A 23302-nucleotide genomic window follows, 5' to 3' on the forward strand; every position below is an offset into this window, starting at 1 on the left:
AATACGTCTTGGTCTGTCTCATCCTGAGCCATCCCAAAACGTTTGCCACATGGTCGGCTTCACGATCAGCTTTCAGCCCTGACGGGTCTGCATCCCTCTTGCAAGGCGGACGCTGCCGCCGGGCGAAGCCGAGGGGCTCTAGCAGGTTGCTGAATTAGTCGGCCCTCGACGCGCTTTGAGGAACATGATTCACTCTTTGCACGGTAAATGCGGGGGTGGTGATGCGCGGGACGGATGACAAGAGCGGTTCGCTTTTCAGCTATGTTGATCTTGAAGATCGGATTCCGACCAAACACCCTCTGCGCAATATCCGGCGGGTCGTGAATGATGCTCTGGCCAGTCTCGATGCGGAGTTCGAGGCGCTTTACACCGATTTTGGGCGCCCCTAGATCCCGCCGGAACGTCTCATTCGGGCGAGCCTGTTGCAAATCCTGTTCTCTGTCCGGTCCGAGCGGCAGTTGATGGAGCAGATGGACTACAACCTGATGTTCCGCTGGTTTGTTGGGTTGGGCATTGACGACCCGGTCTGGGTGCCGACGGTGTTCACCAAGAACCGCGACCGGCTGTTGAGCACGGAGATGTCGCGCAAGGTGATGGCGGCGATCCTTGCGCATCGCGAGGTCGCGCCGCTCTTGTCGGATGAGCATTTTTCGGTTGATGGCACGCTGGTCAAGGCGTGGGCGTCGATGAAGAGTTTCCAGCCCAAGGCCGATGCCGCCCCGCCTGACGATGAAGGGCCGGGCGATCCGCCCAATACGGACACCACTCCCGAGACCAAGACTTCCGAAACCCCAGTCGAGACCGACCCGATGCCCCGAAACACCAAGCCCCACCGCAACGCCGAGGTCGATTTCAAGGGCGAGAAGCGCTCGAATGCCACCCATGCTTCGACCACCGATCCTGATGCCCGGCTCTACAAGAAATCCCCCGGCACCGGGGCGATGCTGTGCTTCATCGGGCATGCGCTGATGGAAAACCGCAACGGTCTCATCGTGCAGGGCGACCTGACCCAGGCCGACGGCCATGCCGAACGCAAGGCCGCGCTGGACATGGTTCATCGCCATTCCCCCGGATCGACCCGGCGACTGACGCTTGGGGCCGACAAGGGCTACGACGCGGGTGGGTTCGTTTCCGACCTGCGCAAGGCCTGCGTCACGCCCCATGTCGCACAGAAGGCGAGATATTCAGCGATTGATGGTCGCACCATCCGGCATAAGGGCTACGGCTTGTCCCAGAAGCACCGAAAGAAGATCGAAGAGGCGTTCGGTTGGGCTAAAACTGTCGGTGGCATGGCGCAGACAATGTATCGCGGCGTCGAACGTGTCCGGTCGCGGTTCATCCTGACAATGGCCGCCAACAACCTCGCCAGACTGCCCCGGTTGCTTGCAGCATGAAGTAGAGAAACGCCTCTCAGGGCGCATGTCAAACCGCCGAAAGGCCTCACAATAACGCGGTACAACCCTGATGAGGGGACAGCGTTCTGCCTCGGCGACTAATTCAGCGACCTGCTAGTGTTCGCCACCTGGCATAAGATTCCGAAGGGCTATGCGTCTGGCTTCTGGTCGAACAGAATAACGTGCGCGCCTTCTTCACTGTCAGGGTTGCCTACCAGCACGAACGGCATATCCGACCCGTACTTCTCGTAGAGACAGCGGTATTTCATCTGGCCGCTGAGCGGATCGCGCACTTGGTCATAGCGAAAGCTGTGCTGAACGCCGTCTTCGATCCAGGCCTTGACGCCATCGGGGGTCACCAGTGCAAGCGGCGCGCCGTCCAGCAAGATTGTCTCGCCAACGTTGAAAATCTCTTTCATCTCATGGGTCTCCTATCGGTTCTCTTTGGTAGCGTTGCAAGCCGTCGTCGCCTTTGCAACAATCTCTGCCCCGCGTGTTCTCTCTCTCGGTGTCATTGCCCCCGGATCACAATCGTGTCCTGCTCAGCTCGCTCGCGAGCATTTTAGGGCTGGAGGCGGTCTATCCTGCGTCCTCATAGGGCTCGTACCTCAGGTTCGCACCGTCCGACGGCTCAAAGTCATCGGACCATCTTGTACGGCGCATGCCGCAGATCCACTGGAATACGACGCCAACCTCGACATCTTCACCGTTTACCGACGCCCAAATGACTTCGACGGGGTAACCCGCATAATTCTTCATGCTCAACTCCTGACCTCCATTTGGTCGGAGCCGCAGTAATCAGGTGGCAGGTATCTGCCTGTACCTATATATGCGTGGCCAACACAAAACGGAGTTTACAAACTTGCTTTACAGGCCTCTACATATTGCGCTCTTTCTGGGCGCGGCTTCATCGGCTGTCGCTGCCGAGTGGGAGATCGGCTTGTCGCGAGGTCTGGAGACCTATGCTGCGACTTCGAACGACGGAACTTTGCTCTTAGTTTGCGATCCTGACCGTGTCTACAACCCAAACGTGAGCCATGCGTACTTTTTGTCGCATTTTGACGATGACCAATTCCCGCAACAAGTTGTTCTTCTCGCGGCGACCGGAGAGCAGGCTGCCTTTTCTGTGCAGAACGGGATCGCAACGCAACGCGATGCTGATCCTGCCGAATGGGCACAGCTCATCGACATGATCGAGGCGGGTGGTCAAATCGCTGTCGTGACTGCACGCGATGCCTTTACGCTTGATCAGGACGCGCTGCCCGGGCTTCGATGCCGCTGATCTTTTGAGCGAGTTCTTCGATCTCGGATCTCAGCAGTGCCTTGCCGAAGGCGGACAACAGTTGCGTCACCCCATACACGTTGAGCGGGTCATCAATGCTTGTCTGCAACGCCGCCACATGGGCTGCGTCGAGCCTGATCATCGATTTCATGAAGGGGGCACCAGTGCCTTTGGACTCGGCCAGGCGTGGTCGTGCAGCGGAGGCAACCTCATGCCAGGTCGCGGCGTCGCGCAGTTTTTGCATGCGGGCGCGAACCGCTTTGATCAAGGCACGCCGAACGTAGTCCGGGTCAAGGCCAGATCGTTCTGCCAGCGCATCAATCCGTGCCTGATCTTCAGCCCCGATGCGCACGTAAAAGGTTCGAGACTGCGCTTCGGTGCGAGTGCTGCAAGCATCATCCGCCAACGGCTGGGTAGATACCCCCGAGTTGATGCGCGCCGTTTCAGCCGAGCCTGCCTTTTCCCCTTTCCGGGGTTCTTTCTTGTCCACCGAATTTGCCGCTGGGCCTTCTGTCGCGACCGCTGCCGCCGTACTCTGATTGAATGCGGCATATTTCGTGGCGCTCGTGGCGAACTGCCGCGACCGCGCCAGCCTGTCTTCGTTCGAGACAGCGGTCCCGGACCGGTTTGGAATCTTCCTAGCCATTGGCAGCGTCCACCATGGCCTCGATGTCGCAAAGGACATCGCCGCACAGTGTCAGGGCTGAGGAAAGATGCCCCGCCTGCAACCGATGACGAAGATCTTGTTCATAAATGTCCCGCACATATCCCAGTGGTCCGGTCAGCGGCATGCGCTGGATCGCAGTGAGATGGGGCACCGGCGTGGGCAGGAGCGGCAGGGTTGAAATCACCTCGAAGACCTCAAGGTCCTGCCGGTGAACCCTGCGTCTTGCCGCATCACGCTCAAAGTCATCGCCTGCGGTCACGAAATCGATCGCGCGTTTGTCCGCGTTCATCAATACCGCTGAAAACAGCGGGGCGGGGTCATCCGGCCCGAGGGTCTCGATCATGCGCATAACCCATGTCAGGGTTTTCAGGGCCGCCACGAAATCCGATTGTACCGGCACGGCCGGCACTAGGATCATGTCGCAGGCCAGCGCCAGTGTTTCGGTGTCGGGGTGTTCGCCGGGGCGGGTGTCGATCAGAACCAGATCCACACCTTCAGCTTCAAAGCCGTCCAGCGCGTGGTATAGGCCTTCAACGGTCTCGGGGGCATCGGCCACGGTCAAGCCTGTGGGCCATGGAAGGCGTGGCAGATCACCAAAGTCGGCGCGCGCGCTTTTTGATTCCCATTCGAGGATCTGCTTGTCAGCATCCGCATCCATGACATGCACACGGCGGCCGCGTGCGAGCATGGCGGACGCAAGCATCTGTATGAGAGTTGTCTTTCCCGATCCGCCCTTTGCGGAGATGGCTGTCACAACAAGCATTCAATGTCTCCATCACGTATATTTTGCGCCGTTATGGCGATGCCTCGGGATGGCGTCCAGACCTTGCGCGATACAGGCGTTCAACCTTTGGGTCAGACAGATGTGCAGCTGCTGAGGCGATGTGCTGTTTTGGCGATCATCTACGTACGCGTTCGGTCAATCGGTCAGCCGGTCACTCACGCCGACCGTCATTGCAGCGCCCATCCTTTTCGCCATCGCGTCGTTGTGGCAATTTCTCAATGCTGCCCTCAGCCTTCGAGGTTTCGGGTCACCTGACCATCGACTATCCGTATCAGCGCCGACGTAATACGCACGGTGCTGCGCAGGCGTTCCAATCCCACAAGGTCTTCTTCTCCTTCCAGGAGAACCCCTTTGAGCATTCAACGCCAATGAAGCGATATCGTGTCGGCTGCGCCGACGTCATTCCCGCGCCTGTTCAGGATCCGGGCCAAGGTCCCGGATCGCGGCGCGGGGGAGGCGGTGTCCCTTCGGTCTGTTCGTTGTCGCGTGGGGTTTAAAGCAGGCATGGCCAAGGCCCTGCCTGCTGATCACCGAAGGTGCGACAACGGACCGAAGGGACGTTGACAGGAACGGTATTGTGTATGACAAAACTTGTACGGTGACTCATTAGAGTTTTCGTGTTTGCAAAAACTATCTAATGATAAATCTTGCCGCCCATGTCCAAACGCCTCTCCACCATAGCCCGACAGGAGGTTCTCCGGCTTGCCGCGCAAGGACTTGGCGATGGGGAGATCGCCGTGCGTGTTGGCTGCTCCCGGCCCACTGTCGCCCGCGTGCGGGCGCGCGGTGTGGTGACGGATCGAACCACAAAGGGCCGCGTGCTGCAGGTTCGGGTGTCCGCCCGTGAGGCCGAAGCATTCGAGGCGCTTGTGGCTGAGACGGGCATGACCACGTCGGGTCTGCTCCGGCACATGATCCGTCTGTCATCCGGCATTGTCGCGTTTCGCCGGGACGAGGTCACGGCGCTCAAGGCGTCAGCCAATCAGCTCAATGCCTTGGCGCGCAATCTTGTGCAGATGCTGAAGCTTGCCAATGCGGGCAAGCTGCGGTGGAACGCGCGCGACGCGGCAATGGTCGGTCGGCTTGCGGATCGGGCCGAAGAGGTTGCCCGGGCTGTGCAGGCTTTGCGCGCGGCCTCGCTGCGCGGGTCCTTCGTCCGGGTGTCCGATCTTCGGGACGTTGGGGAGGGGCAGCGCGATGGCTGAAACACGCACCCTCCAGCAGGCGGTATTGGGCGAGATACTGCCTCATGTGGGGCGGCGGTCTGCAGCCATGGCAGGCGAGGCGCGCGTCTCGCCGGGCCGTCGGCGGGGCACGTCCGGCGGGGCAGTTGCGGTAATGTCCTGGAACGCGCTGCGGGTGCCGCAAAGCGTGGTGAAGCGGGTTGGCACGGGCGGGTGTCATTCACCCAAAGAGTTGCGCAGACAGATGAAGTACATCCTGCGCGACGAGGCGCGGGTCGCAGCCTGGTCGAACCAGATCGGCATCGATCGTGTCTTTGGCGAGCGTGGCATGGAGAATGTCATTGCCGATTGGAGTGCCTCCTGGTGCGGGGCCCCGAAACGGGGTCATACCGATCACATCATCCTGTCCTTTCCCAAGGGAACCGAGGCGGAGTTGGCGGAAGCCATCTCGCGCGAATGGGCGCAGGAGGTGTTCGGCGGGGATTACCGGGATCGATATCGGTATGTGGCGGCCCTTCATTGCAACACAGATCATGTGCATGCCCATGTTCTTGTCGACAAGGTTGGAATGGAGGACGGCAAGTTCCTCTCGATCAGCCGCCATTCCGAGATCAGCTATGACATGATGCGCGAGCTGCATGCGCAGATCGCGGGCGAGCACGGGCTGGTGCTGAACGCCTCTTCCCGTCTGTCGCGCGGCATCATGGAAAACGCTCCGCGGGACACCGATTTGCAAGCGGCCCGCAAGGAGGGACGGGAGCCAGTGGTTGCCCCGCTGGATCCTGAAAGCCGCGCTCTGCGCGAGGCCGAGATACGCAGGCACGCTGAGGGGTATCGGCAGCTGGCGCAACTTGCCGGGATGCGCCTGGAGGCCGACACCCCTCCGGATGGATGGATGGGGCGCATCGCGGAGGGCGCAGAGCTTGCCGCCACCAACTTGATGAAAGGAATGCCGGTGAAAGAAGGGTTTGCCGAAGGGGTTGATATCCCCGCTGCCGGAGCGGATGTGATCGGTCGTCTGATCGCCGCCCGCGAGACATTGCAGGCGGAAGCCGACACCGCCTGGAGCGCCATTCAGGACATGGCGCCCGGTGCCGAGAAGGTAGAACTGGAACAGCTCTTTGCCGGGCAGGCCCGCGAAATGGGCACGCTTCTGGGCCGCGACTTTCTTGCGGATCATTCTTCATCGGTGTCGCCCGAGCGCGATCCCTACAGAGTTCAGGGGATTGCGGGGCTGGTCGCACGGGCAGGAGACGAGGACAATCCGCTCGTCGTTGAGGCCGATGCTGCACTGGGTCGTTTCAGAGCGGAATTGGCGCGGGTTCTGGCACCGATGGAGTCACGGCTCGAGGAGGCGGGCAGCAGCGTCGAAGAAGTCGCTGCCCGTTTCACCGCACCCCATCGCAGCGAGGCGCAACTCGAAGCCTCACGCCCAGTGGACGCACAGGAGCGCTCGGACTGGCTTGGGCTCGAACGCGACCTGCAGGCGCGCGCGCGTGATGTTTTTGCGGGGCTGCACATGGATCGTGATCTTTTGGCGGATCTGGCGCGTCAGGACATTCTCGACGCGGGGCAGGGCAGCCGCCTTGCCGACATCGCCACGCTGGACAAGCTGATCTCCGACGTGCGGCAAGACCTGCGCGACGGGGATATGGATCAGCTGGCAGCGGGCCGGATCGATCCGCTCATGGACCGCATCGAAGACCCTGGTCTGCGACAAGCCGTGTTCTCGGAGCTAAAGGCCATCGCCGCGGTGGATGCGGGTGATGACATTGCCGGGCGCGACAGCGAACCCGCCGCCACCTATCGGACCCGGATCGAGGCTTTCGAGCGCGCCGAGGAGCGGGGTCGCGACCGGGACGATACCAGTGGCGATTACGGGCTCTAGAGGATTCAAAACATGCTGCATGCAATGGAAAGCCGTTGGCGGTATCCGATCGCCATCCTGCTCGGTCTCGGTGTTGGCACCTGGATCGGTGCCGCGATCGCCACGCTCTATCTGATGGCGCGGTTTGGCGAAGACCTGGGTGGGTTCGATATTTTCGAACTTTGGCTGCTCAATCTGTCTGATCCACGGATCAAGGCAAACCCTGCTGTGGAACATACTGCGTGGCTCATCACGGCACTTCCTGCCCTGCTTCTGGCGGCGACAGGAGCGACATCCGTTCATCGCGGGTCGCTCACCGATTATGATGATGCGCATTTCCAGTCGCGTCCCGAGCTCCGCCGCAACCGTATGTCGGCGTCTCTTTCCCAGAACGGCTTTCTGTTCGGCAAGCTCGGGTCACCTGCGTCCCGCGCGCCTTTCGTGTCGGCCACGCCAGATCGCTTCCCACACGCAATGATGATCGCGCCAACGGGCCGGGGCAAAGGGGTAGGCTTCGTTTTGCCGAACCTTTTGCACTTCCAGGGCAGTGCCGTGATCCTCGACGTCAAGGGCGAGAATTTCGAGAAGACATCCATCCACCGCCAAAAGGCGCTGAACAATCAGGTCTGGTACTTTTCGCCTTATGACTACGTTCAGCCCGAGGGCAAGAACGGGCCCGTCCTGACCCGCACGCACCGGTTCAATCCTCTCCAGCGCATTGCCGATCTGCCCAGCCCCGAGCAGCAATACACCGCCGTCAACACCATGGCGGATTTGTTCCTCATCGTCGAAAGCGTGAACGCGCAGAGCTTTTTCCAGGCCGGACGCAGCCTGTTCGTGGCGTCTTGCCTCTACGCCATCGAGACCGGCAAGCCGACGATCGGTGAGGCGCTGCGGATCATGACTGGCGGCGGCAATAAAAAGGAATTCTACAAACGGGCCGCGATGCAGACCGCAAACCCGGTGGTGGCAGAGATTTTCCTGAGCATGGCCGACGAAGTGGACAAGATTCTCGATTCCTATGTCAGTGTGATCCGCGGGGCCGGATTGGAGCTCTGGCTCGATCCGGCGGTGGACCGGGCAACACAGGCAAGCGATTTCGACTTCGGGACGTTCCGACGAGAGCCACAGTCGCTCTATATTGTTGTGCAGCCGGAACACCTGAAAACACTGGCCCCCCTGATCCGGCTCCTGTTCGCCGATGCCATCGCATGTCTGCAGCGCGCGCATCCCGGACCGGACGAGCCACATCCCGTCATGTTCCTGATGGATGAATTCGACCAACTGGGCAAACAACCCCTGGTCTTGCAGAGCATAAAGACGATCCGCTCCTATGGCGGGCGGCTCTTTATCATCTCGCAGTCGATCCCCGGTCTTGAGGGCATCTACGGCGAAACCGACCGCCGTGCGCTACAGGCCGGTGCGGGTGTACAGATTTACATGACCCCGCAGGATGATCGCACCGCCGACGTGCTGTCCGCAGCCCTGGGCAAGCGCACGATCGTGGGCAAGACCAGATCACAGGCAACCGTGCGCAAGCTCTCGGAAAGCGCAAATATCAGCCGTCGCTCGGAAGAACGGGCGCTGGTATCCCCCGCTGAATTGCTGCGTTTCCCGCTCGACAAGGTCCTTGTCCTGCCCGAGGGGCAATATCCCATCAAGGCGGATCACATCCGTTACTATGCGGACCGGCATTTTGAGGAGATCGACAAAGCACGGCAGGGGCATGCCTTGCCCTATCCTCCTGCTGCAGCGCCAGTCTCGAACAGGCCGAAGAAAATCACCCTCGAGAAACCAGAACCCGCGGCACCCGCGGCGATCTCCATGGGCGACAAGGAATTCGAGACTGCGATCCAGACCTATACAGGAGCGCTACAGGGATACGCAGAAGCCGCGAGGGCAAAGCCAAAGAAAACACGTTTCGGTGGTCGGGCGCGCTCTTCGGACGCAAAGGCGAGGGGATGATCTGGAAATCGAATGTGGCTGTGCTGTTCTGCCATGCGCCAGCTATGAGACAGATACCAATCGCGCCTGTTTCGGGTCATAGACATAGCCCGAAATCGTCCCGTCCTTGATCCGTTCAACTGCATCCTTTATCGCGAATATTGGCACAAGAAACCACTCCCTCGGAATCACGGGCCTACCAAAGCGATCCATGATTTCGATCTCGAGCCGCGCGGGCTCGAAGATGCGATGGATCAGGTTCTCCAGTTTTGTCCGGTTGATGTTGTAGAGTTCATAAGTCGCAACCACCTCGACGTTCGCCATCAGAAACGTTGGTTGCAGATGTGCGCCAGCGATCCGCTTTTCAACGCTCATATTGGTGACGCCGATCTTGTGTACGAGGTCGCGATTTTCGGCCACAAGTGGATGATCGGACTTGCTGCGAAGCACATAAATTGTCCCGCTCGCCTCGTCACCATCGATTGTCTGATCGGAAAAAAGTGGCCCTGCCGATTGGTCGGTGATCCGCCGTCCGGCGTCGTCCTTGTTCAACGCGCGCTGAAGCGAGCGCATCAGCATGTTGCTCTCGGTCCCGTTGTCGAAAATCACCCGCAGACGCGCATCCGTGCGACCTTGCTCGTTGGTGATGGTCTCGCCCTTGTCGGCGACATAGGCTTTTTGACCACTGACAATGAAGAAGCGTCCCTTCTCGATCTCGGCTTTCATCTCGAACGGGCGAGTTTCGCGCAAGCCGCTATCCAGTTCTTTCTGGACCTGCTCAAACAAGGGTTTGAACGTCGCGAAATCCTCGCATTTCTCGCGGTTTGCGACTTCATCGGCAGCCTTTTTCTCGGCTGTTGACCGGACATGCTTCAATTCCGTGAGGGGTGATTTAGCAACTTCCACGCCCAGTTCGGCGAGGAGGGCATCGTCATCGAGGTCATCGGAGTCTGATGCTGAGGGCGTAGGGGTGTTTGCTAGGAGACCCTGCTCGTCAAGTGGGGCAAGGAGGTCGCGGCATTCCTGCAAGTCGCGGATCCGATCAAGACGCACGGCGTAGAGGCGTTCAAAGATATCACGATCCTCCCCGTGCTGGGGAGGCCGGCCATGCTCATCTGCAAATCGCAAGATTTCCTCAAAACCTGCGATGATGCGTTCTTCGCGTGGTGTGCGGCTGAGCTGCTTCTTGACCTCGACCTCGACGCCAAGCTCAGCAAGGAGGGCATCATCTTCGTCGGTGAAACTCTTAGCCATTGGCAGCCTCCTGCTTCATGCGCGCGAGATAGGCCACGCCTTCGGCCATTTTCTTTTCCCACGGATCAGGCGATGTGATGGAAGGCAGACGGCCCCGCTCCTGCTTGAACTTGACGGCGCGTTTCGCCAGATCTCGCGCCTCGTCCGGTGACAGTTGCACCTTTTTCGCAGAGATGACGGCCTGGACCTGCCGAAGGCTTTCCTCGCTCATCGTCTTTGCCAGAATCGAGTAGGCTTCGCCGAACGGGTTGATGCGATCAATCAGATCGATGTCGAGTTCGCGCACGTCCATTGCGAATTTGCGCACCCCGTCGATCAAGGCGGTATTGCCGGTTGTTTCTGTGTCATCGCGGTTCGACAGCGCGATCTCTTTCGCCTTCTGGGTCAGGTTCAGCGCAGCAACTGCGTGTTGGCGCACCGCTTCCTGATCCTCTGCATCTAGCTCTGGGAACCTGGCACCGACAATCTTGCCCATGCGGACCTGCGTCAGTTCCTCCGGCACCAGCTCCTCATCGAAGAGCCCGCGCTCGATCGTGGTCTTGTCCTGAACGAAAGCTGTGATGACTTCGTTGAGGTCCTCCTGACAGATGCGTTTGGCTTCCTTGCTCTTGGGTTCGACCAGACCTTTGATTTCGATCTGGAACTGCCCGCTGGCCTCGCTGAAGCCAACGTTCTCTTTGTTGGGGTCATAGCCGCCCTCGCCGTAATCGAACCCTTCGACAGGGCCACTTTTCACGGTCTTGGGCGTGAAGTTGAAACGTGGGGCCAGCACCTGCTCCATCAGCAGGCTTGCAGCGATCGCCTTCAGTGTATCGTTGACTGCCTCGGTCACGGCTTCGGCCGCGGCGTCGGGCTCCGCGATAAGGTTGGTGAACCGCGCTCGGGTCTTGCCCTCGGCATCGCGGGTGGCGCGGCCGATGATCTGCACGATCTCCGTCAGGCTGGCGCGATAACCCACCGTCAGGGCGTGTTCGCACCAGATCCAATCGAACCCTTCTTTCGCCATACCCAGGGCGATGATGATGTCGACATGATCGCGGTTGTTCTTCTGCGTGGAGTCTTTCAGCGCGGCGGAAACCTTGTCACGCTTGGATGGCTCGTCGTCCACCAGATCGGCGATGCGTAAGACTCGCTCGTCGGGCGTCTTGACCAGCTGAAAGCCTGTGATGGGATCCGCTCCCTGCCAATCGCCCAGGGCGTCAATGATATGCTCGACCTCGCGATGCTTGTCCTTGGTGCTTTCGCGCGAGTTCACGTTCGGGATGTGAAGGATTGTCTTCTCGGTCGGATCCAAAACCTTGAGGATGTCGTCCGCATAGGACCCGGAATAGAAGAAATACCCGATGTCGAGCGTCTTGAGGTATTTGTAACCATTCAACTGCTGATAGTAGGTATAGGTGAAGGTATCGAACTTTGCCTCATCTTCGGGCGACAGAACGGCTTCGGCATCGCCGCGGAAATAGGACCCGGTCATCGCAACCAGATGCACCTTGTCGCGCGCGACCAGTGCGCCCAGATGCGTGCCCAGCTTGTTATCAGGGTTGGCAGAGACGTGGTGAAACTCGTCTACCGCGATGAGCCGATCATCAAACGCTTCAATCCCGAACTTGTCCACGGCGAACCGAAAGGTCGCGTGGGTGCAGACCAGAATCTTGTCGTCGCTCGCCAGAAACTTGCCGACAGCGCCGACCTTGCCGTCATCCCCGCCGGGAGCGTTGCATAGGTTCCATTGCGGTTGCACGGTCCAGTCTGCCCAGAAGCCGTACTTGCTCAGCGGCTCGTCGTTGAAGCTGGACCCGATGGACTTTTCCGGCACCACGACGATGGCCTGGCGCAGGCCCTGATTGTGCAGCTTGTCGAGCGCGATGAACATCAGCGCGCGGCTCTTGCCCGAGGCCGGGGGCGACTTGATCAGCAGGTATTGCTCGCCCCGCTTCTCATAGGCACCCTCTTGCATTTCGCGCATGCCAAGCTCGTTCGATTTGGTCGAGCTTCCATTGGCCGCGTAATTGACAGAGACGGAAGGAACCTGCTGTGTCATGATGTTTTCCTTCTGAGGGGCGCGGAATCATTCGCTTTGGGGCAGGCAATCAAAACCCGATCAAGTAGCGATACCGCACCCTGCCTATCGTAACAGTATGATTTATATGTATTTTCCAATTTACGCCCTCTAGCCTACATACGCACAATCAAAACCCGATCAAATGTTGTCCCTGTCACGCCCATGAGGGGACATATCCGGCCCGAGGGCGTTCAGCATCCGCAGGACGGATCAGACCAGTATCCAGCGTTGCGCGAATAACCCGCGACGCCTGCGCAGCGTTCTGGTCGTCGATGCCAAGCCGCTCCCGAAGTGTCGCGTTCGTCATCTTCTGTCCGCCCACGTATTTGAGCGCAGCATGTTGGTAACACGCTCGCACGGCTTCTTCCGGTGTCATGTCCGCAAAGCGGCGTGGTGCAAACAGAACTACGCGCACTGCGTCACCCTCCATGCGGAAATCCGGTGGCGGCAACTGGTGTAGCTCAACCGCCGAGATCACCTTGTCGATGCCGGTGCCTTGTTCTTCGCAAAGTTTCATCCGCCGCATCAACGACGCAAGGGCTTCATTTCGGGAACGCGGCGGCGAGTCCAAAAACCGGTCGGGGCTAACCAAGGGGGCGCCCGGATTAGTGATTTCCATTCGATCATTGAACAACTCGATGAGTGGTCCTGCACCGGTGATTGTCATGTCTTGGTGGATCAATGCGTTGGCGATCAATTCGCGGATCGCGATCGACGGGTAAAGCGGTCGCTCCTCGCGGAACGCTTTACCAATCAGTTCGTTGCGGGGCAGAAGACCGTCGATATAGTCCACCAAACCCTGAAAACCCGCTGCATAGCCGCGCTGGCCATCCTGGCGGTGACTCACGTCATCTGCACGTCCGGTGCCAGCATAGGCCACGAAACGGACGCCTTTGCGCTCTACAGAGGGGCCGAAATCGGCAAGTTTCTTGGCATACAGGATTGCACCCAGATTGGTGATGTTCCAACGGTCGCTTACATCTTTCTGGATCAGGCGATCTGCCAATAGCCTGTCGAAGATCCCCTGCCTGTTATCCGGCAAGGGCTGGCCCGTAAGATCGAAGTAGTTGGCGTAATTCAGCCGCTCAAGAACGTCGTCGCCGGTTAGGAACTGCGCTGCGACCCCTGTCTCCCAAGCGTAGGGTTGCAACTTGGCCCAGAGGGCGCGCAGGCGTTCTGGATGGTCGGACAGGCGCGGCGTGGCGCTGCCGATGCGCAAATAGGCTGTGCGGTCAAATTCTACCGGGGCGGTTGCGGCGGCGGGGATAGTTAGCAGGATCAGGCGCCCCCCATCGTGATCGACTTCTTCGAACCGAAACTCGATGCTTGGCGACAGGTGGTTCGCAATCCACAATTCGAGCGGCTGCCCCTTCTCCTTCTTCACGGTCGGCTCGAAACTCGTGCCGACAACCGCATGATCACCGTCTCTCACCCCCCAGACCACATAGGCAAAGTGCTGATCGGCCAGCCGTGCGGCATTGGACAAGGCCGAGATCAGCTTGCCGATCAACGGCCCGTCAGCATTGTTTTCCTTGAACTCGATCCAGGTGGTTTCCGCTGGTTTGGCGCGCAGATCATCCACCAGCCTGCGGGTGCGTTCGGCGCTCATGACAGGGTCAAGGGTCATCGCGTGTTCACTTTCTGAGCCACCACGCCCGGGCAGAGTTTGTCATAGGCGCGTTCCTGCATCGCGCGCATGCCTAGCTCGTTCGACCTGGTCGAGCTGCCATTGGCGGCGTATTTGACAGAGATGGAAGGAACCTGAGCCATGATCAAAACCCGTGAAACAACATGTCGAGCGCGGATGTGACCGCGTCGAAGTTTTCGGACAAATCCCCGACCGGGGCTTTCAAAATGCTGGCCGGGACAGCGGCGATGTATTGCGTCATCATCAGATGCGTTGCCCCCTCGATCTCGAACACCGGGTTCAGACGGCTGGCGGCGATGGGGGCATTGCCTTGCGGCAAGAGCGGCACCACCGTGCGCACGTTCAGCCCTTCCAGCAGGTCGTTCTGCACATCCAGCATATAGCCATCGCCCGTAGGGTTCGGGAACACGTCATATTGCGCCATCAGAACTGCCGGTAGCGTTCAAGCGGCAGCCCGTGCTTTTCCACCCAGTCATTCGAGCTTTGGATCGCGGCACGGTTTTCTTCCAGCCAAGCGGCGGCCTTGCGCGCACGCACGGCCTCGCGCAGGCTGGCCTCGAACGTGGCGGACAGGTTGATGTTCAGGCTGCGCGCCTCGTCCAGCAGGGCGGGGTCGATGGTCAGGTTTGTGGCGCGTTTGGTCATGGGTGCCTCCTGTGGGCCGATCATGCGCATTCATAGCACACATCCGGGCTATGGCAAAGGTCAGGCGCTCACCTTGGTCGTCATCCGCGTATACATCTCGAACAGTTTTTCCAGCCGCTCGGTGTCGTTTCGGAAGCGGCGGCCGATGTAGATGCGTTCCAGCACCTCGTCGTTGTGGTCATGCGCGGCGCGGAGGTTGGCGGGCATTTTCTCGGGGTTGTAGAGATCGGCGATGGTGGCGGGGAAATGCGCCTCGCGGGCCAGAAGGATGCCTTCCGCCGCCGCTGTCAGGTCGGCGCGGTTCTTTTCGGTCAGTTTGGGGACGGGGAAGGTGTTCCAGCCAAGGGTGTTGGAATAGCGGAAATCGGTTTTCATTTTCCCGCAGACCGTCGCGATCCAGACCAGATGCAAGCGCGAGGCGATCAGGGCCATATTCCAAAGCGGCGCGTCGTAGAGGGCGAAAGCGAGATTTGATACAATGCTACCGGGAGCTGAATAACCGCAAGGAAGATATGGGCGGCTCTCAGATGACACGCTCGGGACAATAATCACTGTTTCCGAACCTGTTTGCCGCACTTCCCCAAAGCGATGGGGCGTCGCTGCCAGCGCCTTGGTTGTTGCTCGATCCGATTTCTTGCGCTGTTGCTTCACTGCGGCAAAACGTTCTTTCAGCCACTCTACACAATTAGCCTCGTCGAGATCTTCATCTGTTACCCATACGCAACGTCGTTCGTTACCTCGAATAAACTCCTGCGATCCGACAAACGGACGAATGAATTTGCGCGGCACACCGTAGCGCTCAATCACTTCTTCTGCCTGTGATGCGTTCAACAGAAGGTGGCCGCCTTCGTTCGGCATGTTGCCAAAACTCATAGCATTTTGACCGCCTAGCGGTTTTGGGGCTGCGCTCACGGTGATGTTTGCCGCCGCCACCAAATAAGCGTTGATGTTATCAGCATCCTTGACCACTGCGCCACCATCATCGGCCAAGTTAAACAGCTTCCGCACCGGACCCGGGCGATTTGCAATGCCAACGATCACAACGGTCACACCTGCATTATGGCTGGCAAGGTTCGCCCATTTGAAACTGGTATGGGCAAAGGCGATCTCGTGTTCTGTCTCGAAAATTAGTGGCCATAGGGTTGCGACCTGTCGCCCCTGACAGACCGAGTTGGTGGACACGAAGGCCGAGACGGTGGGCGTGTGCAGCCCGTAATCGGCGGCCTTCATGAACCAGCCTGCGACATAGTCGAGCGATTTCCAGCTTTTCGTGCGCCCGTCGAAAATGCGCTGCAAATCCTCTTTCTGCTCTGTGCTTTGCCACTGGCTCCCCAGATAAGGCGGGTTCCCGCAGATATAGGTCTCGCCCCCCTCGTTCGCGAAGTCGATCTGCGCCTGATCCAGCGGCGACATGAACAGGTCATCGGCCTGAAACTTCACCCCCGTCCCCGTGGGCGGGCAGACCGACAGCCAGTCCAGCCGCAGCGCGTTGCCGCAGGTGATCCAGTTCTGCGCGTCCAGCGGCAGGAACTCGGCCAGCGCCTCTTTCTGGCCGCGATAGCGCACGTCGCATTGGTATTCCGCGATGATCAGCGCCAGCCGCGCGATCTCGGCCGAGAAGTCGCGCAGCTCGATCCCGCGATAGTTGGTCAGGGGAATGTCGGTGCGGCGCAGCGGCTCGCCCCGGCGCTTGTTGATCTCATACTCAAGGCTGCGCATTTCCTTGTAGGCGATGACAAGGAAGTTGCCCGACCCGCAGGCGGGATCGAAGACGCGGATCTTGGCCATGCGCGCGCGCAGATTGGCCAGCTTGCGCGCGTTGTCGCCCGCCGACTCCAGCTCTGCGCGCAGGTCATCGAGCAAGAGCGGGTTCAGCACCTTCAGGATGTTCGGCACGGAGGTGTAGTGCATGCCGAGGACCGAGCGCTCCTCCTCATCCGCGACGGCCTGGATCATGGACCCGAATATGTCGGGGTTGATCTGCGTCCAGTCGAGGCTGCCGATATGGGACAGGTAACGCTGCGCGATCTTGGAAAAGCGCGGCACATCGGTGCTGCCCGAGAAGAGACCGCCGTTCACGTAAGGAAAGGCGTCAGCCCAACGGGGCAGCTTGGCCTCGGCGCGTTTGGGTATGGCGGTGTTCATCGCGCGGAAAATCTCGCCGATGACTTCGTGCGTGTTGGACCCGTCGCGGTTGGCCATCTGGTCGATGGTGGCGGTGAACAGGTTGTCGCTGACGAAGATGTCGGTGTCTTCGGCGAAGAAACAGAAGATCAGCCGCGCCATGAAGTGGTTCATGTCGTGGCGTTTGTCAGCGCTGCCCCAGTCGGGATTGTCCTTGATCAGCTCGACATAGAGCCGGTTGAGGCGGCTGGTCGCGCGGATGTCAAAGGCGCTTTCGCGGATTTGCTTGACGGTGGAGATACCGGCGAGCGGCAGGAAGAAGCCGAAATGGTCGGGGAAATCGGTGTAGCGGCAGGCGATGGTTTCGCCGGTGGTGATATCCTCGGCCTCGAGGTCGATACCATCGGTGGCGAGGATGAACTTCGCCTTGGCGCGGGTGGTCGCGGGGCTGTCGCGAAGGGCGGTCAGGGTCGCCGCGATGTTGCCCGGCGCGCAGGTGGCAAGGTGGATGTTGTTGGTTTGCAGGACGCCGCCCCAAGGGCCATCAAAGTCGGACTTGTTCGACGCGCCGGTGCGCAGCCGCTTGATCGTCGTGTCCTTGTTGCCGAAGGCCAAGAGGAAGGCATAAGGGAATTCGGCCGCGTCAAAGGGCTGCTCGGCGAGTTCGGAAACGGCTTGTTCGATTTCAACGGCGTTCATGCGGCTGTCCAGGGGTTGATCAGGTCGATCTCGCAGCCCTCGAAGTCAGGCGTATTGCGCGTGGCGACGGTGGCGCCGCAGGCGTGGGCAATGGAGGCGATCTGGCAATCGGCCTGGGCAATTGGCCGCCCGGCGGCGCGACGTGCGGCGGCGATGGTGGCGTAGGCCTGCGCGGCGTCGCTGTCGAAGGGCAGAATGCGACCGGCAAGGTCTTCCCGCAGGATACGGTCCACGGCGTCAACCAGCGCGGCGCGGCGCTTGCCGTTCCCCATGATCGCGAGGCCATAGCGCAGCTCCGCCTCCGATATCGAGGTCAGGTAGACGTTGAGCCCGTCCTGGGCCGACAACCAGTGTTCGACCTTGGGCTCCGGGGCCGGGCGCAAAAGCTCGGAGATGACATTCGTGTCGAGGATGATCATGCTTCAGGCCCGATCAAATGCGGGCGGTTCACGCATGGCCTCACGCTGCGGAAGGTCGAGATCGACGCCACCCAGAGGTGCGACCCGTGCGCGGATGGCCGCGGCAAGATCGTGGGAGGGCTTCGCTTCGCCGACGACATGGCGCAAGATTTCTCGTGCCTCCTCTTCCATTGAACGGCCATGTTCGGCCGCGCGGATGCGAAGGCGGCGCTTCACGTCATCGTCAAGGTTCCGGATGGTAATGCTTGCCATGATATCCTCCTGAGAGGAGTGTAATCATCGCAATCAATGCGATCAAGTGCAAACGCGCTTATGTTGTAGCAAGACGGGAGAGATTACCGTCCGAAAGTACTCAATGCGCACGCTTCCAAACATCCTTCAGCTGGTCACTTCTGATTTTTCGATACCAGGCACCCACACCTGTTCGACCCCGCGCCGTCCGTCCTTGCGCCCAAGCTGCACCACGACATCGATGCTGGAGGCGGCATAGCGCCTTACCTCCTCAAAACTCATATTGATGCCCACAGACATGACCATGAGGGCAAGGCGGTCGAGCGCCTTTTGCGCCGTATCTGCGTGAATTGTGGTGAAAGAGCCGGAATGGCCGGTGTTGATCGCGTCGAGGAAGGTCTTGCACTCATCGCCGCGCAATTCGCCAAGAATGATCCGGTCAGGACGCATGCGCAAAGAGGTCTCCAGCAATTTGGCCGCGGTGCGTTCACTTGAGGGGATACGGTCAGCCTTGAGCATCGCGCGATTGGGCTGTGGAGGAAAGAGCTCGAATGCGTCCTCGATGGTCACGATACGTTCCGCCTCGGTCACCAGCGCGAGAAGTGCCCGGGCAAAAGTCGTTTTGCCCGTGGACGTCCCGCCGCTGATCATGATGTTCAACCGCTCATCGATGCAGAGTTTCATGGCGGCTCGAATATCCCCCGCTTGGGTCAGCGCGATCACCCGTTCGGCTTTTTCCTGTCGTTCGGCGTCCAGGTCCACCAGTGCACCGTGCAACAGACCGATGTCGCCCAAGGTGAGTTGGTCTTCACTGTAGCGGCGCAAGGTGATCGACGGCCCGCCATCCACGACCGGTGGATAGACGACCTGTGCCCGGATCGGCTTGCCGTTCATCTCGATCTTGCCGGAGACGAGCGGCTTTTTCTCGCTGATCTGTCCGTGGGTGGCGCTGGCAATGGATGTTGCAAGGTCCCGAGCTTGGGAAGGGGAGAAAAACACACCTTCGAGGCCGACCATATGCTCAGCCCCCCGGGTTTCCACCCAGACCTTTCCATCGGGATTGACCGCTATTTCGACCACGCAGGGATCGGAGAGCGGTGCAGCCAGAGGTTTTAGATAGGTCGAAAGAAAACTGGTTTTTTCTGCCGACGGGTTCATGGCTGGCCGCCTGTGCGTTTCAGGTTTGTGTTGTTTTGAGACACGCGGCCTCTCCCTTCGGTCGAACGCGTGTTTCGGCACATGATTATTTTGTCGAACCTGAAACGCACTCAATAGAACTCGAGATCACGGTCGACGATCACACTGATCGCAGCACCTGGCTGGACCGAGATAACCGGAGGCAGGGTGGCATATTCGCCGATCACCGCATCGGTGGTTTGCGTAAAACTGCCCGCGACATCCTCGGCAATTTCTGATCCGGTCTCGGAGCTGGCCTCGGATGCGGCGATTGCCGGTCCTGCGCCGATGATCGAGAGCAATGCGGCTGTGCCAAAGCGCAGCCCAAAGCGGGAGTTCACGGAGCCCGTCACGCCCGAGCGGCCCTGATCGTCCGCGCCAAATGCGGCGAGCTGAACCGATTGCCCCTCGGGTGTGACGATGCGTGACCAGCCAACCAGAATGCGGGCCTGGCCCAAAGAGACATTCGAATTATAGGTCCCGAAGAGGCGGGAGCCTTCGGGAATGAGAACGCGGGACTGATCGAAACTCCAGACCGGGTAGTTAACGATGGCGGTAATCTGTCCGGGCAATGTGGATTCGATGGCGGTTTCCAGTGACGCTTGAATGAGCGTGCCCTGCAGCACCGTATTGGAAGGATTGGCGATAACCTCCGCTGTCGCGACTTGAACGGGCAGGGCACCGTCCAACACGAAGGCGCGCGCCGCTGCATCTCCGACCGCAGGTCCCCTCTCAGGGTCAGATGCCGGACTGCCCGTCTGGCCGCCCGCATCAAAGATCACCCCTTCGGACCGGATTTGTGTGTTGCGCAGCGCCGCCGCCTCGGCACGCCGACGGTCCAGTTCAGCCCGTCGCGCGGCTTCCTCGGCAGCGAGCTGATCCCGCTCGGTTTGCGCGCGTAGAGCGTCACTCATACCGTCATCGATCTGCTGTTGCAGGGCGTCGTTCTGGCGCTGCAGTCCGAGCATTTGCTCCATCAACTGCTCCATCCGGCCATCGGCAACACGCGCGCGTGCGGCAACCTCATCAGCGAGACGTTTTTGCGCTTCAAGATCGGCTTCTGCCAACCGGGTGTCCATCTCGCTTTGCATCTGGGCGATGAGCGCCGTGTTCTGTTCCTGGACCGAGCGCAGCGCTTCGGCCAGCTCGGCGGAATTGTCGGGGGCAGGGGCCTCGGCCAGTCTTGACAACTGGGCTTGTAGGGCGACCACGTCGCTCGCAAGCTTGGCGTTCTGTTCCTCGAGGGCTTGGCGCTGCGCCGCGAGTTCATCCTCGATTGGTCCGGGATCGAACCTCGGCTCCGATCTTTGTCCGGTCGGTTCAGCGTCGGCTGTCATGCGGCCAAACCCGTCGCCGTCGACCTGATCCTGAAAGTCGTCGGCTTTCGATGTTTCAACGGCAGAAGTGATGCCGCTGCCTTGCACAAGCGGGTAGGCAATTATGGCCGTTCCCGCCAATAGGAGCGCACCCAGACCCAAGTCTCAGCCCGAGAGATGCACGCCGCCTGGGCGCGAAACTGTATTCCTTTTCCCCGGCTTTCCCGTCGCTCATGATCAGAACTCCCGTCCACGCAGGGCGGCCACGGCAGCAGCCTCGGTCGTGAATCCACCTGTCTCGCGGATAATGCAGATATGATCGTCGCCCATACGGATCGTGTAGGCGTCCCGCACGCCGGTGACCCTCACGACCGCACCTTGGGTCTGGCTGTTCTGGGTGATCTCGTAGCCTTGGGCGTTCAAGCCGAAGATCGAGGGCCGCACGCCGGGCCGGAATTCAAAGAAGGTCGAGCGCCCATCATTCCAGACCCGCACCGGGCGGATCGCACCGCTGCCCGCGAACTGATAGCCGGTATCTCGGCCTCCAGCCGCAAGCTGGCGCCCGGCGGGTCGCTCGTCGGGAAAGTTTACGACGACCCGGAAAGACTGTGTCCGCGAGCGTCCCTCTGTCAGATAGAAGGCGACAGCGCGGCGGTTGGTAAAGATCGTCAGGTTTGTCGCAGCCCGTGCCTCGACAGGCTTGATCGAGATCGTATTGCGGTTTGACAGAACCTCCACTTCATAGGACGCGGAGTCACCGATCAGGACTTGATTGATCCGTTCGCCGGGACCGAGTTCGATTGACGTGTTTACCCGAAGGTGGGTGTCGATCCGGATCACATCCGTAGGGTTGAAGGTCACGTGGCGAACGCGGGCGTCCTGACCCATGGTGACCGGTGCACGCTCGGCCCATGCGGGCGTTGCGAGCAATCCCCAGACCGTTGCGATGGCAAGAAGAAAGGATTTCATGAATTATTCTCGTGTCAGTGTTTCGGCATCGACCCGGTAAGCGGTCACCGAGAAGCCAAGGGGATTTTCCCAAACGCGTGTCAGGGAGCGTTCGCGGCGGGGGGCAAATTCAAACCCTACGGTGGCGATGAATGTTTGCGTGACGGGGGTCTGGTTGGGTCGGGTGAGGCGTTTGTCGAACCGGATCTGGGCCACTTCGTCTTGCAGGAAGGTGATCGCCCGCACGCGGACATCGACCTGCGCATTCGCGCCATAGCTGCGTGGTGGATAATTCTCGGACCCCGTGGTCCAGAGTTCTATCAGCGAGGCGCGCGCTGGCCCGCTGGAGCGCCGCTGGACACTTTCGAGCCGTTCTTGAATGCCGTTTCTAAAATAGCTTTCGCGGTCGCTGATATAGCTGACAAGCAGGGATTCCTTGATCGCTTCCTCATCGGTGATACCGGTCGGCTGAACCTGGTAGATGCGTTCTGCTGCACCCGACGTGCTGTCGACGAGGACCGTAAACACTTCGGTTTCGCGCAGGGGCAACATAACCGTAATGGTCAGAGCCAACAGCACGGATACGGCGCAGGAACAGCCCGCAACGATCCATGCGGCGCGCGCTGCCCGGCGCGGACCCATCACCAAATCGATATCGAAACCACTCATGACTATCCCTTCTTCATCTTTCCGGCGAGCTTGACCGCACCGCCCGCATAGCTCCCGGCACGGGCCGCGCTGGATGATCGGTCGGAGACGCCCTGTCCCTGAACTCCTGCGTTGAAGCCCCGTCGCATGTCATCGCCGCCCCGGATCGTGGCACCGGTATTGCGCCACGCGTTCCCCGGCATCCGCGCGGCATTTGCACCGATCGAGGCGAGGCCGATGTTCGTGGCGGCAAGCCCTTGCGCGAAAGTTGGCACGAGCAACATCAGGCCGGCGCCGATCATCATCACCACGACGAACGAAATCGCGTCCCCGAGTGTTTCGACGCTGTCGAGGCTCCCCGGCGCGACGGCGTTGCCAGTGGCAATGGTAAATCCTGCCATGGCAGCCACGAAAAGCGGCACAAAGGAAAAACCGATGGCGAGTTTGACCCAGGCCTCGAACAGCGGCGCGGATTGTTTGAACAATGTGCAGGCCACGGCCACTGGTGCGATGGCGATCAATACCGCCAACATGATCTTGGCAGCCGACAGAACGATGATGGTGATCGTCGCCATGGCGGCGGCCACAAGAAACATGACCACGCTGGTCATGGCACCGGCCAGCCAGCCTCCATTCTGGCTGATCACCTGTCCGACATTCAGGGCTTGGGAGTAGAGATCGTCGATTCCATCATAAAGGTTCCCAACTGTGCCGCCTGACAGTGAGTTCAGTATCCCAGCGCCGAGCTCCGCCGGGGCGTTTGTCAAAGCGTCATAGGGGACAGAGAGGTTCGCGAAGGTCAGGAACACGTTCACCAACGCCAAACGCAGACCAAGGGCGACGATCGTTGCACGCGTAAGTTCAACGCTTTGGATCAGCAAATTGGCACCAACGAGGATCGTTACTAATACGGACGCTGCTCGCACCACGGGGCGCACAGCTGCAACGGTGTTGTCATAGGTATCAGCTGCGACACCTGCCACAGTCGCGTCGACCATAGTCAATACGTC

Annotated in this window: 21 protein-coding genes and 1 pseudogene; 5 read left to right on the plus strand and 17 right to left on the minus strand. The window is 60.0% G+C overall.

The window, feature by feature from the left end; all coding sequences use genetic code 11:
• The first annotated feature begins 221 nt into the window (after positions 1–221).
• Positions 222–1394: pseudogene (locus ROS217_RS21265) on the plus strand (IS5 family transposase).
• A 149-nt stretch (positions 1395–1543) separates the two neighbouring features.
• Here the strand turns inward: ROS217_RS21265 and ROS217_RS21270 are convergent.
• Entirely contained in the window at positions 1544–1813 is a 270-nt protein-coding gene (locus ROS217_RS21270; RefSeq protein WP_009819899.1) for a hypothetical protein, read from the minus strand.
• Between the two features lie 383 nt (positions 1814–2196).
• On the opposite strand from ROS217_RS21270, the gene ROS217_RS21280 reads away from it, so the two are divergent.
• Positions 2197–2676, plus strand: a complete 480-nt coding sequence (locus tag ROS217_RS21280; protein WP_157046743.1) for a hypothetical protein — start codon at positions 2197–2199, stop codon at positions 2674–2676.
• Here ROS217_RS21280 and ROS217_RS21285 read toward each other — a convergent pair.
• Both ROS217_RS21285 and ROS217_RS21290 read right to left on the minus strand, forming a co-directional pair.
• Complete coding sequence (locus ROS217_RS21285; protein ID WP_157046744.1) at positions 2633–3166, minus strand: hypothetical protein; 534 nt, start codon at positions 3164–3166, stop codon at positions 2633–2635. The two genes, ROS217_RS21280 and ROS217_RS21285, sit on opposite strands and share 44 nt — an antisense overlap.
• 148 nt (positions 3167–3314) lie before the next feature.
• Positions 3315–4106 (minus strand): AAA family ATPase, encoded by a 792-nt coding sequence (locus tag ROS217_RS21290; protein ID WP_009819903.1) that lies wholly within the window; start codon positions 4104–4106, stop codon positions 3315–3317.
• Positions 4107–4783: 677 nt separating this feature from the next.
• On the opposite strand from ROS217_RS21290, the gene ROS217_RS24225 reads away from it, so the two are divergent.
• The 3 genes from ROS217_RS24225 to ROS217_RS21305 are packed head-to-tail and all read left to right on the plus strand — an operon-like array spanning position 4784 to position 9143.
• Positions 4784–5332, plus strand: a complete 549-nt coding sequence (locus tag ROS217_RS24225) for a helix-turn-helix domain-containing protein (protein ID WP_009819904.1) — start codon at positions 4784–4786, stop codon at positions 5330–5332.
• Positions 5325–7199 (plus strand): relaxase/mobilization nuclease domain-containing protein, encoded by a 1875-nt coding sequence (locus ROS217_RS21300; RefSeq protein ID WP_009819905.1) that lies wholly within the window; start codon positions 5325–5327, stop codon positions 7197–7199. Before ROS217_RS24225 ends, ROS217_RS21300 begins: the two co-directional genes overlap by 8 nt.
• A gap of 12 nt (positions 7200–7211) precedes the next feature.
• Entirely contained in the window at positions 7212–9143 is a 1932-nt protein-coding gene (locus tag ROS217_RS21305) for a type IV secretory system conjugative DNA transfer family protein (RefSeq protein WP_009819906.1), read from the plus strand.
• A 42-nt stretch (positions 9144–9185) separates the two neighbouring features.
• On the opposite strand, the gene ROS217_RS21310 is transcribed toward ROS217_RS21305, so the two are convergent.
• The 14 genes from ROS217_RS21310 to ROS217_RS21370 form a co-directional block, all read right to left on the minus strand.
• Positions 9186–10250 carry a GIY-YIG nuclease family protein gene (locus ROS217_RS21310; RefSeq protein ID WP_254656505.1) on the minus strand — a complete coding sequence of 355 codons (1065 nt, stop codon included), beginning with the start codon at positions 10248–10250 and terminating at the stop codon, positions 9186–9188.
• Positions 10251–10368: 118 nt separating this feature from the next.
• Entirely contained in the window at positions 10369–12249 is a 1881-nt protein-coding gene (locus ROS217_RS21315; RefSeq protein WP_254656506.1) for a pseudomurein-binding repeat-containing protein, read from the minus strand.
• Positions 12250–12592: 343 nt separating this feature from the next.
• The gene (locus tag ROS217_RS21320; protein WP_198134944.1) at positions 12593–14020 is read right to left on the minus strand and encodes an ATP-binding protein; all 1428 of its coding nucleotides are present in this window, start codon (positions 14018–14020) and stop codon (positions 12593–12595) included.
• A 41-nt stretch (positions 14021–14061) separates the two neighbouring features.
• Positions 14062–14208, minus strand: coding sequence for a hypothetical protein (locus ROS217_RS24230; RefSeq protein WP_009819910.1), 147 nt, complete (start codon positions 14206–14208; stop codon positions 14062–14064).
• A gap of 2 nt (positions 14209–14210) precedes the next feature.
• On the minus strand, positions 14211–14510 hold the full coding sequence (locus tag ROS217_RS21325) for a CcdB family protein (RefSeq protein WP_009819911.1): 300 nt from the start codon (positions 14508–14510) through the stop codon (positions 14211–14213).
• Entirely contained in the window at positions 14510–14731 is a 222-nt protein-coding gene (locus ROS217_RS21330; protein WP_198134945.1) for a type II toxin-antitoxin system CcdA family antitoxin, read from the minus strand. The genes ROS217_RS21325 and ROS217_RS21330 overlap by 1 nt, the downstream gene beginning before the upstream one ends.
• Before the next feature lie 60 nt (positions 14732–14791).
• Entirely contained in the window at positions 14792–17554 is a 2763-nt protein-coding gene (locus ROS217_RS21335) for a class I SAM-dependent DNA methyltransferase (protein WP_009819914.1), read from the minus strand.
• Positions 17551–17973 (minus strand): type II toxin-antitoxin system VapC family toxin, encoded by a 423-nt coding sequence (locus tag ROS217_RS21340; protein ID WP_009819915.1) that lies wholly within the window; start codon positions 17971–17973, stop codon positions 17551–17553. Before ROS217_RS21340 ends, ROS217_RS21335 begins: the two co-directional genes overlap by 4 nt.
• A gap of 3 nt (positions 17974–17976) precedes the next feature.
• On the minus strand, positions 17977–18225 hold the full coding sequence (locus ROS217_RS21345; protein ID WP_009819916.1) for a FitA-like ribbon-helix-helix domain-containing protein: 249 nt from the start codon (positions 18223–18225) through the stop codon (positions 17977–17979).
• A 126-nt stretch (positions 18226–18351) separates the two neighbouring features.
• The gene (virB11, locus tag ROS217_RS21350) at positions 18352–19362 is read right to left on the minus strand and encodes a P-type DNA transfer ATPase VirB11 (protein ID WP_009819917.1); all 1011 of its coding nucleotides are present in this window, start codon (positions 19360–19362) and stop codon (positions 18352–18354) included.
• Positions 19363–19472: 110 nt separating this feature from the next.
• Entirely contained in the window at positions 19473–20717 is a 1245-nt protein-coding gene (locus ROS217_RS21355; RefSeq protein WP_157046745.1) for a TrbI/VirB10 family protein, read from the minus strand.
• A gap of 216 nt (positions 20718–20933) precedes the next feature.
• The gene (locus ROS217_RS21360) at positions 20934–21665 is read right to left on the minus strand and encodes a TrbG/VirB9 family P-type conjugative transfer protein (RefSeq protein WP_009819919.1); all 732 of its coding nucleotides are present in this window, start codon (positions 21663–21665) and stop codon (positions 20934–20936) included.
• Between the two features lie 3 nt (positions 21666–21668).
• Complete coding sequence (locus ROS217_RS21365) at positions 21669–22313, minus strand: virB8 family protein (protein ID WP_009819920.1); 645 nt, start codon at positions 22311–22313, stop codon at positions 21669–21671.
• A 2-nt stretch (positions 22314–22315) separates the two neighbouring features.
• Entirely contained in the window at positions 22316–23290 is a 975-nt protein-coding gene (locus ROS217_RS21370) for a type IV secretion system protein (RefSeq protein ID WP_198134947.1), read from the minus strand.
• Positions 23291–23302: the final 12 nt, after the last annotated feature.

Source organism: Roseovarius sp. 217, from assembly GCF_000152845.1.
GTDB lineage: Bacteria > Pseudomonadota > Alphaproteobacteria > Rhodobacterales > Rhodobacteraceae > Roseovarius.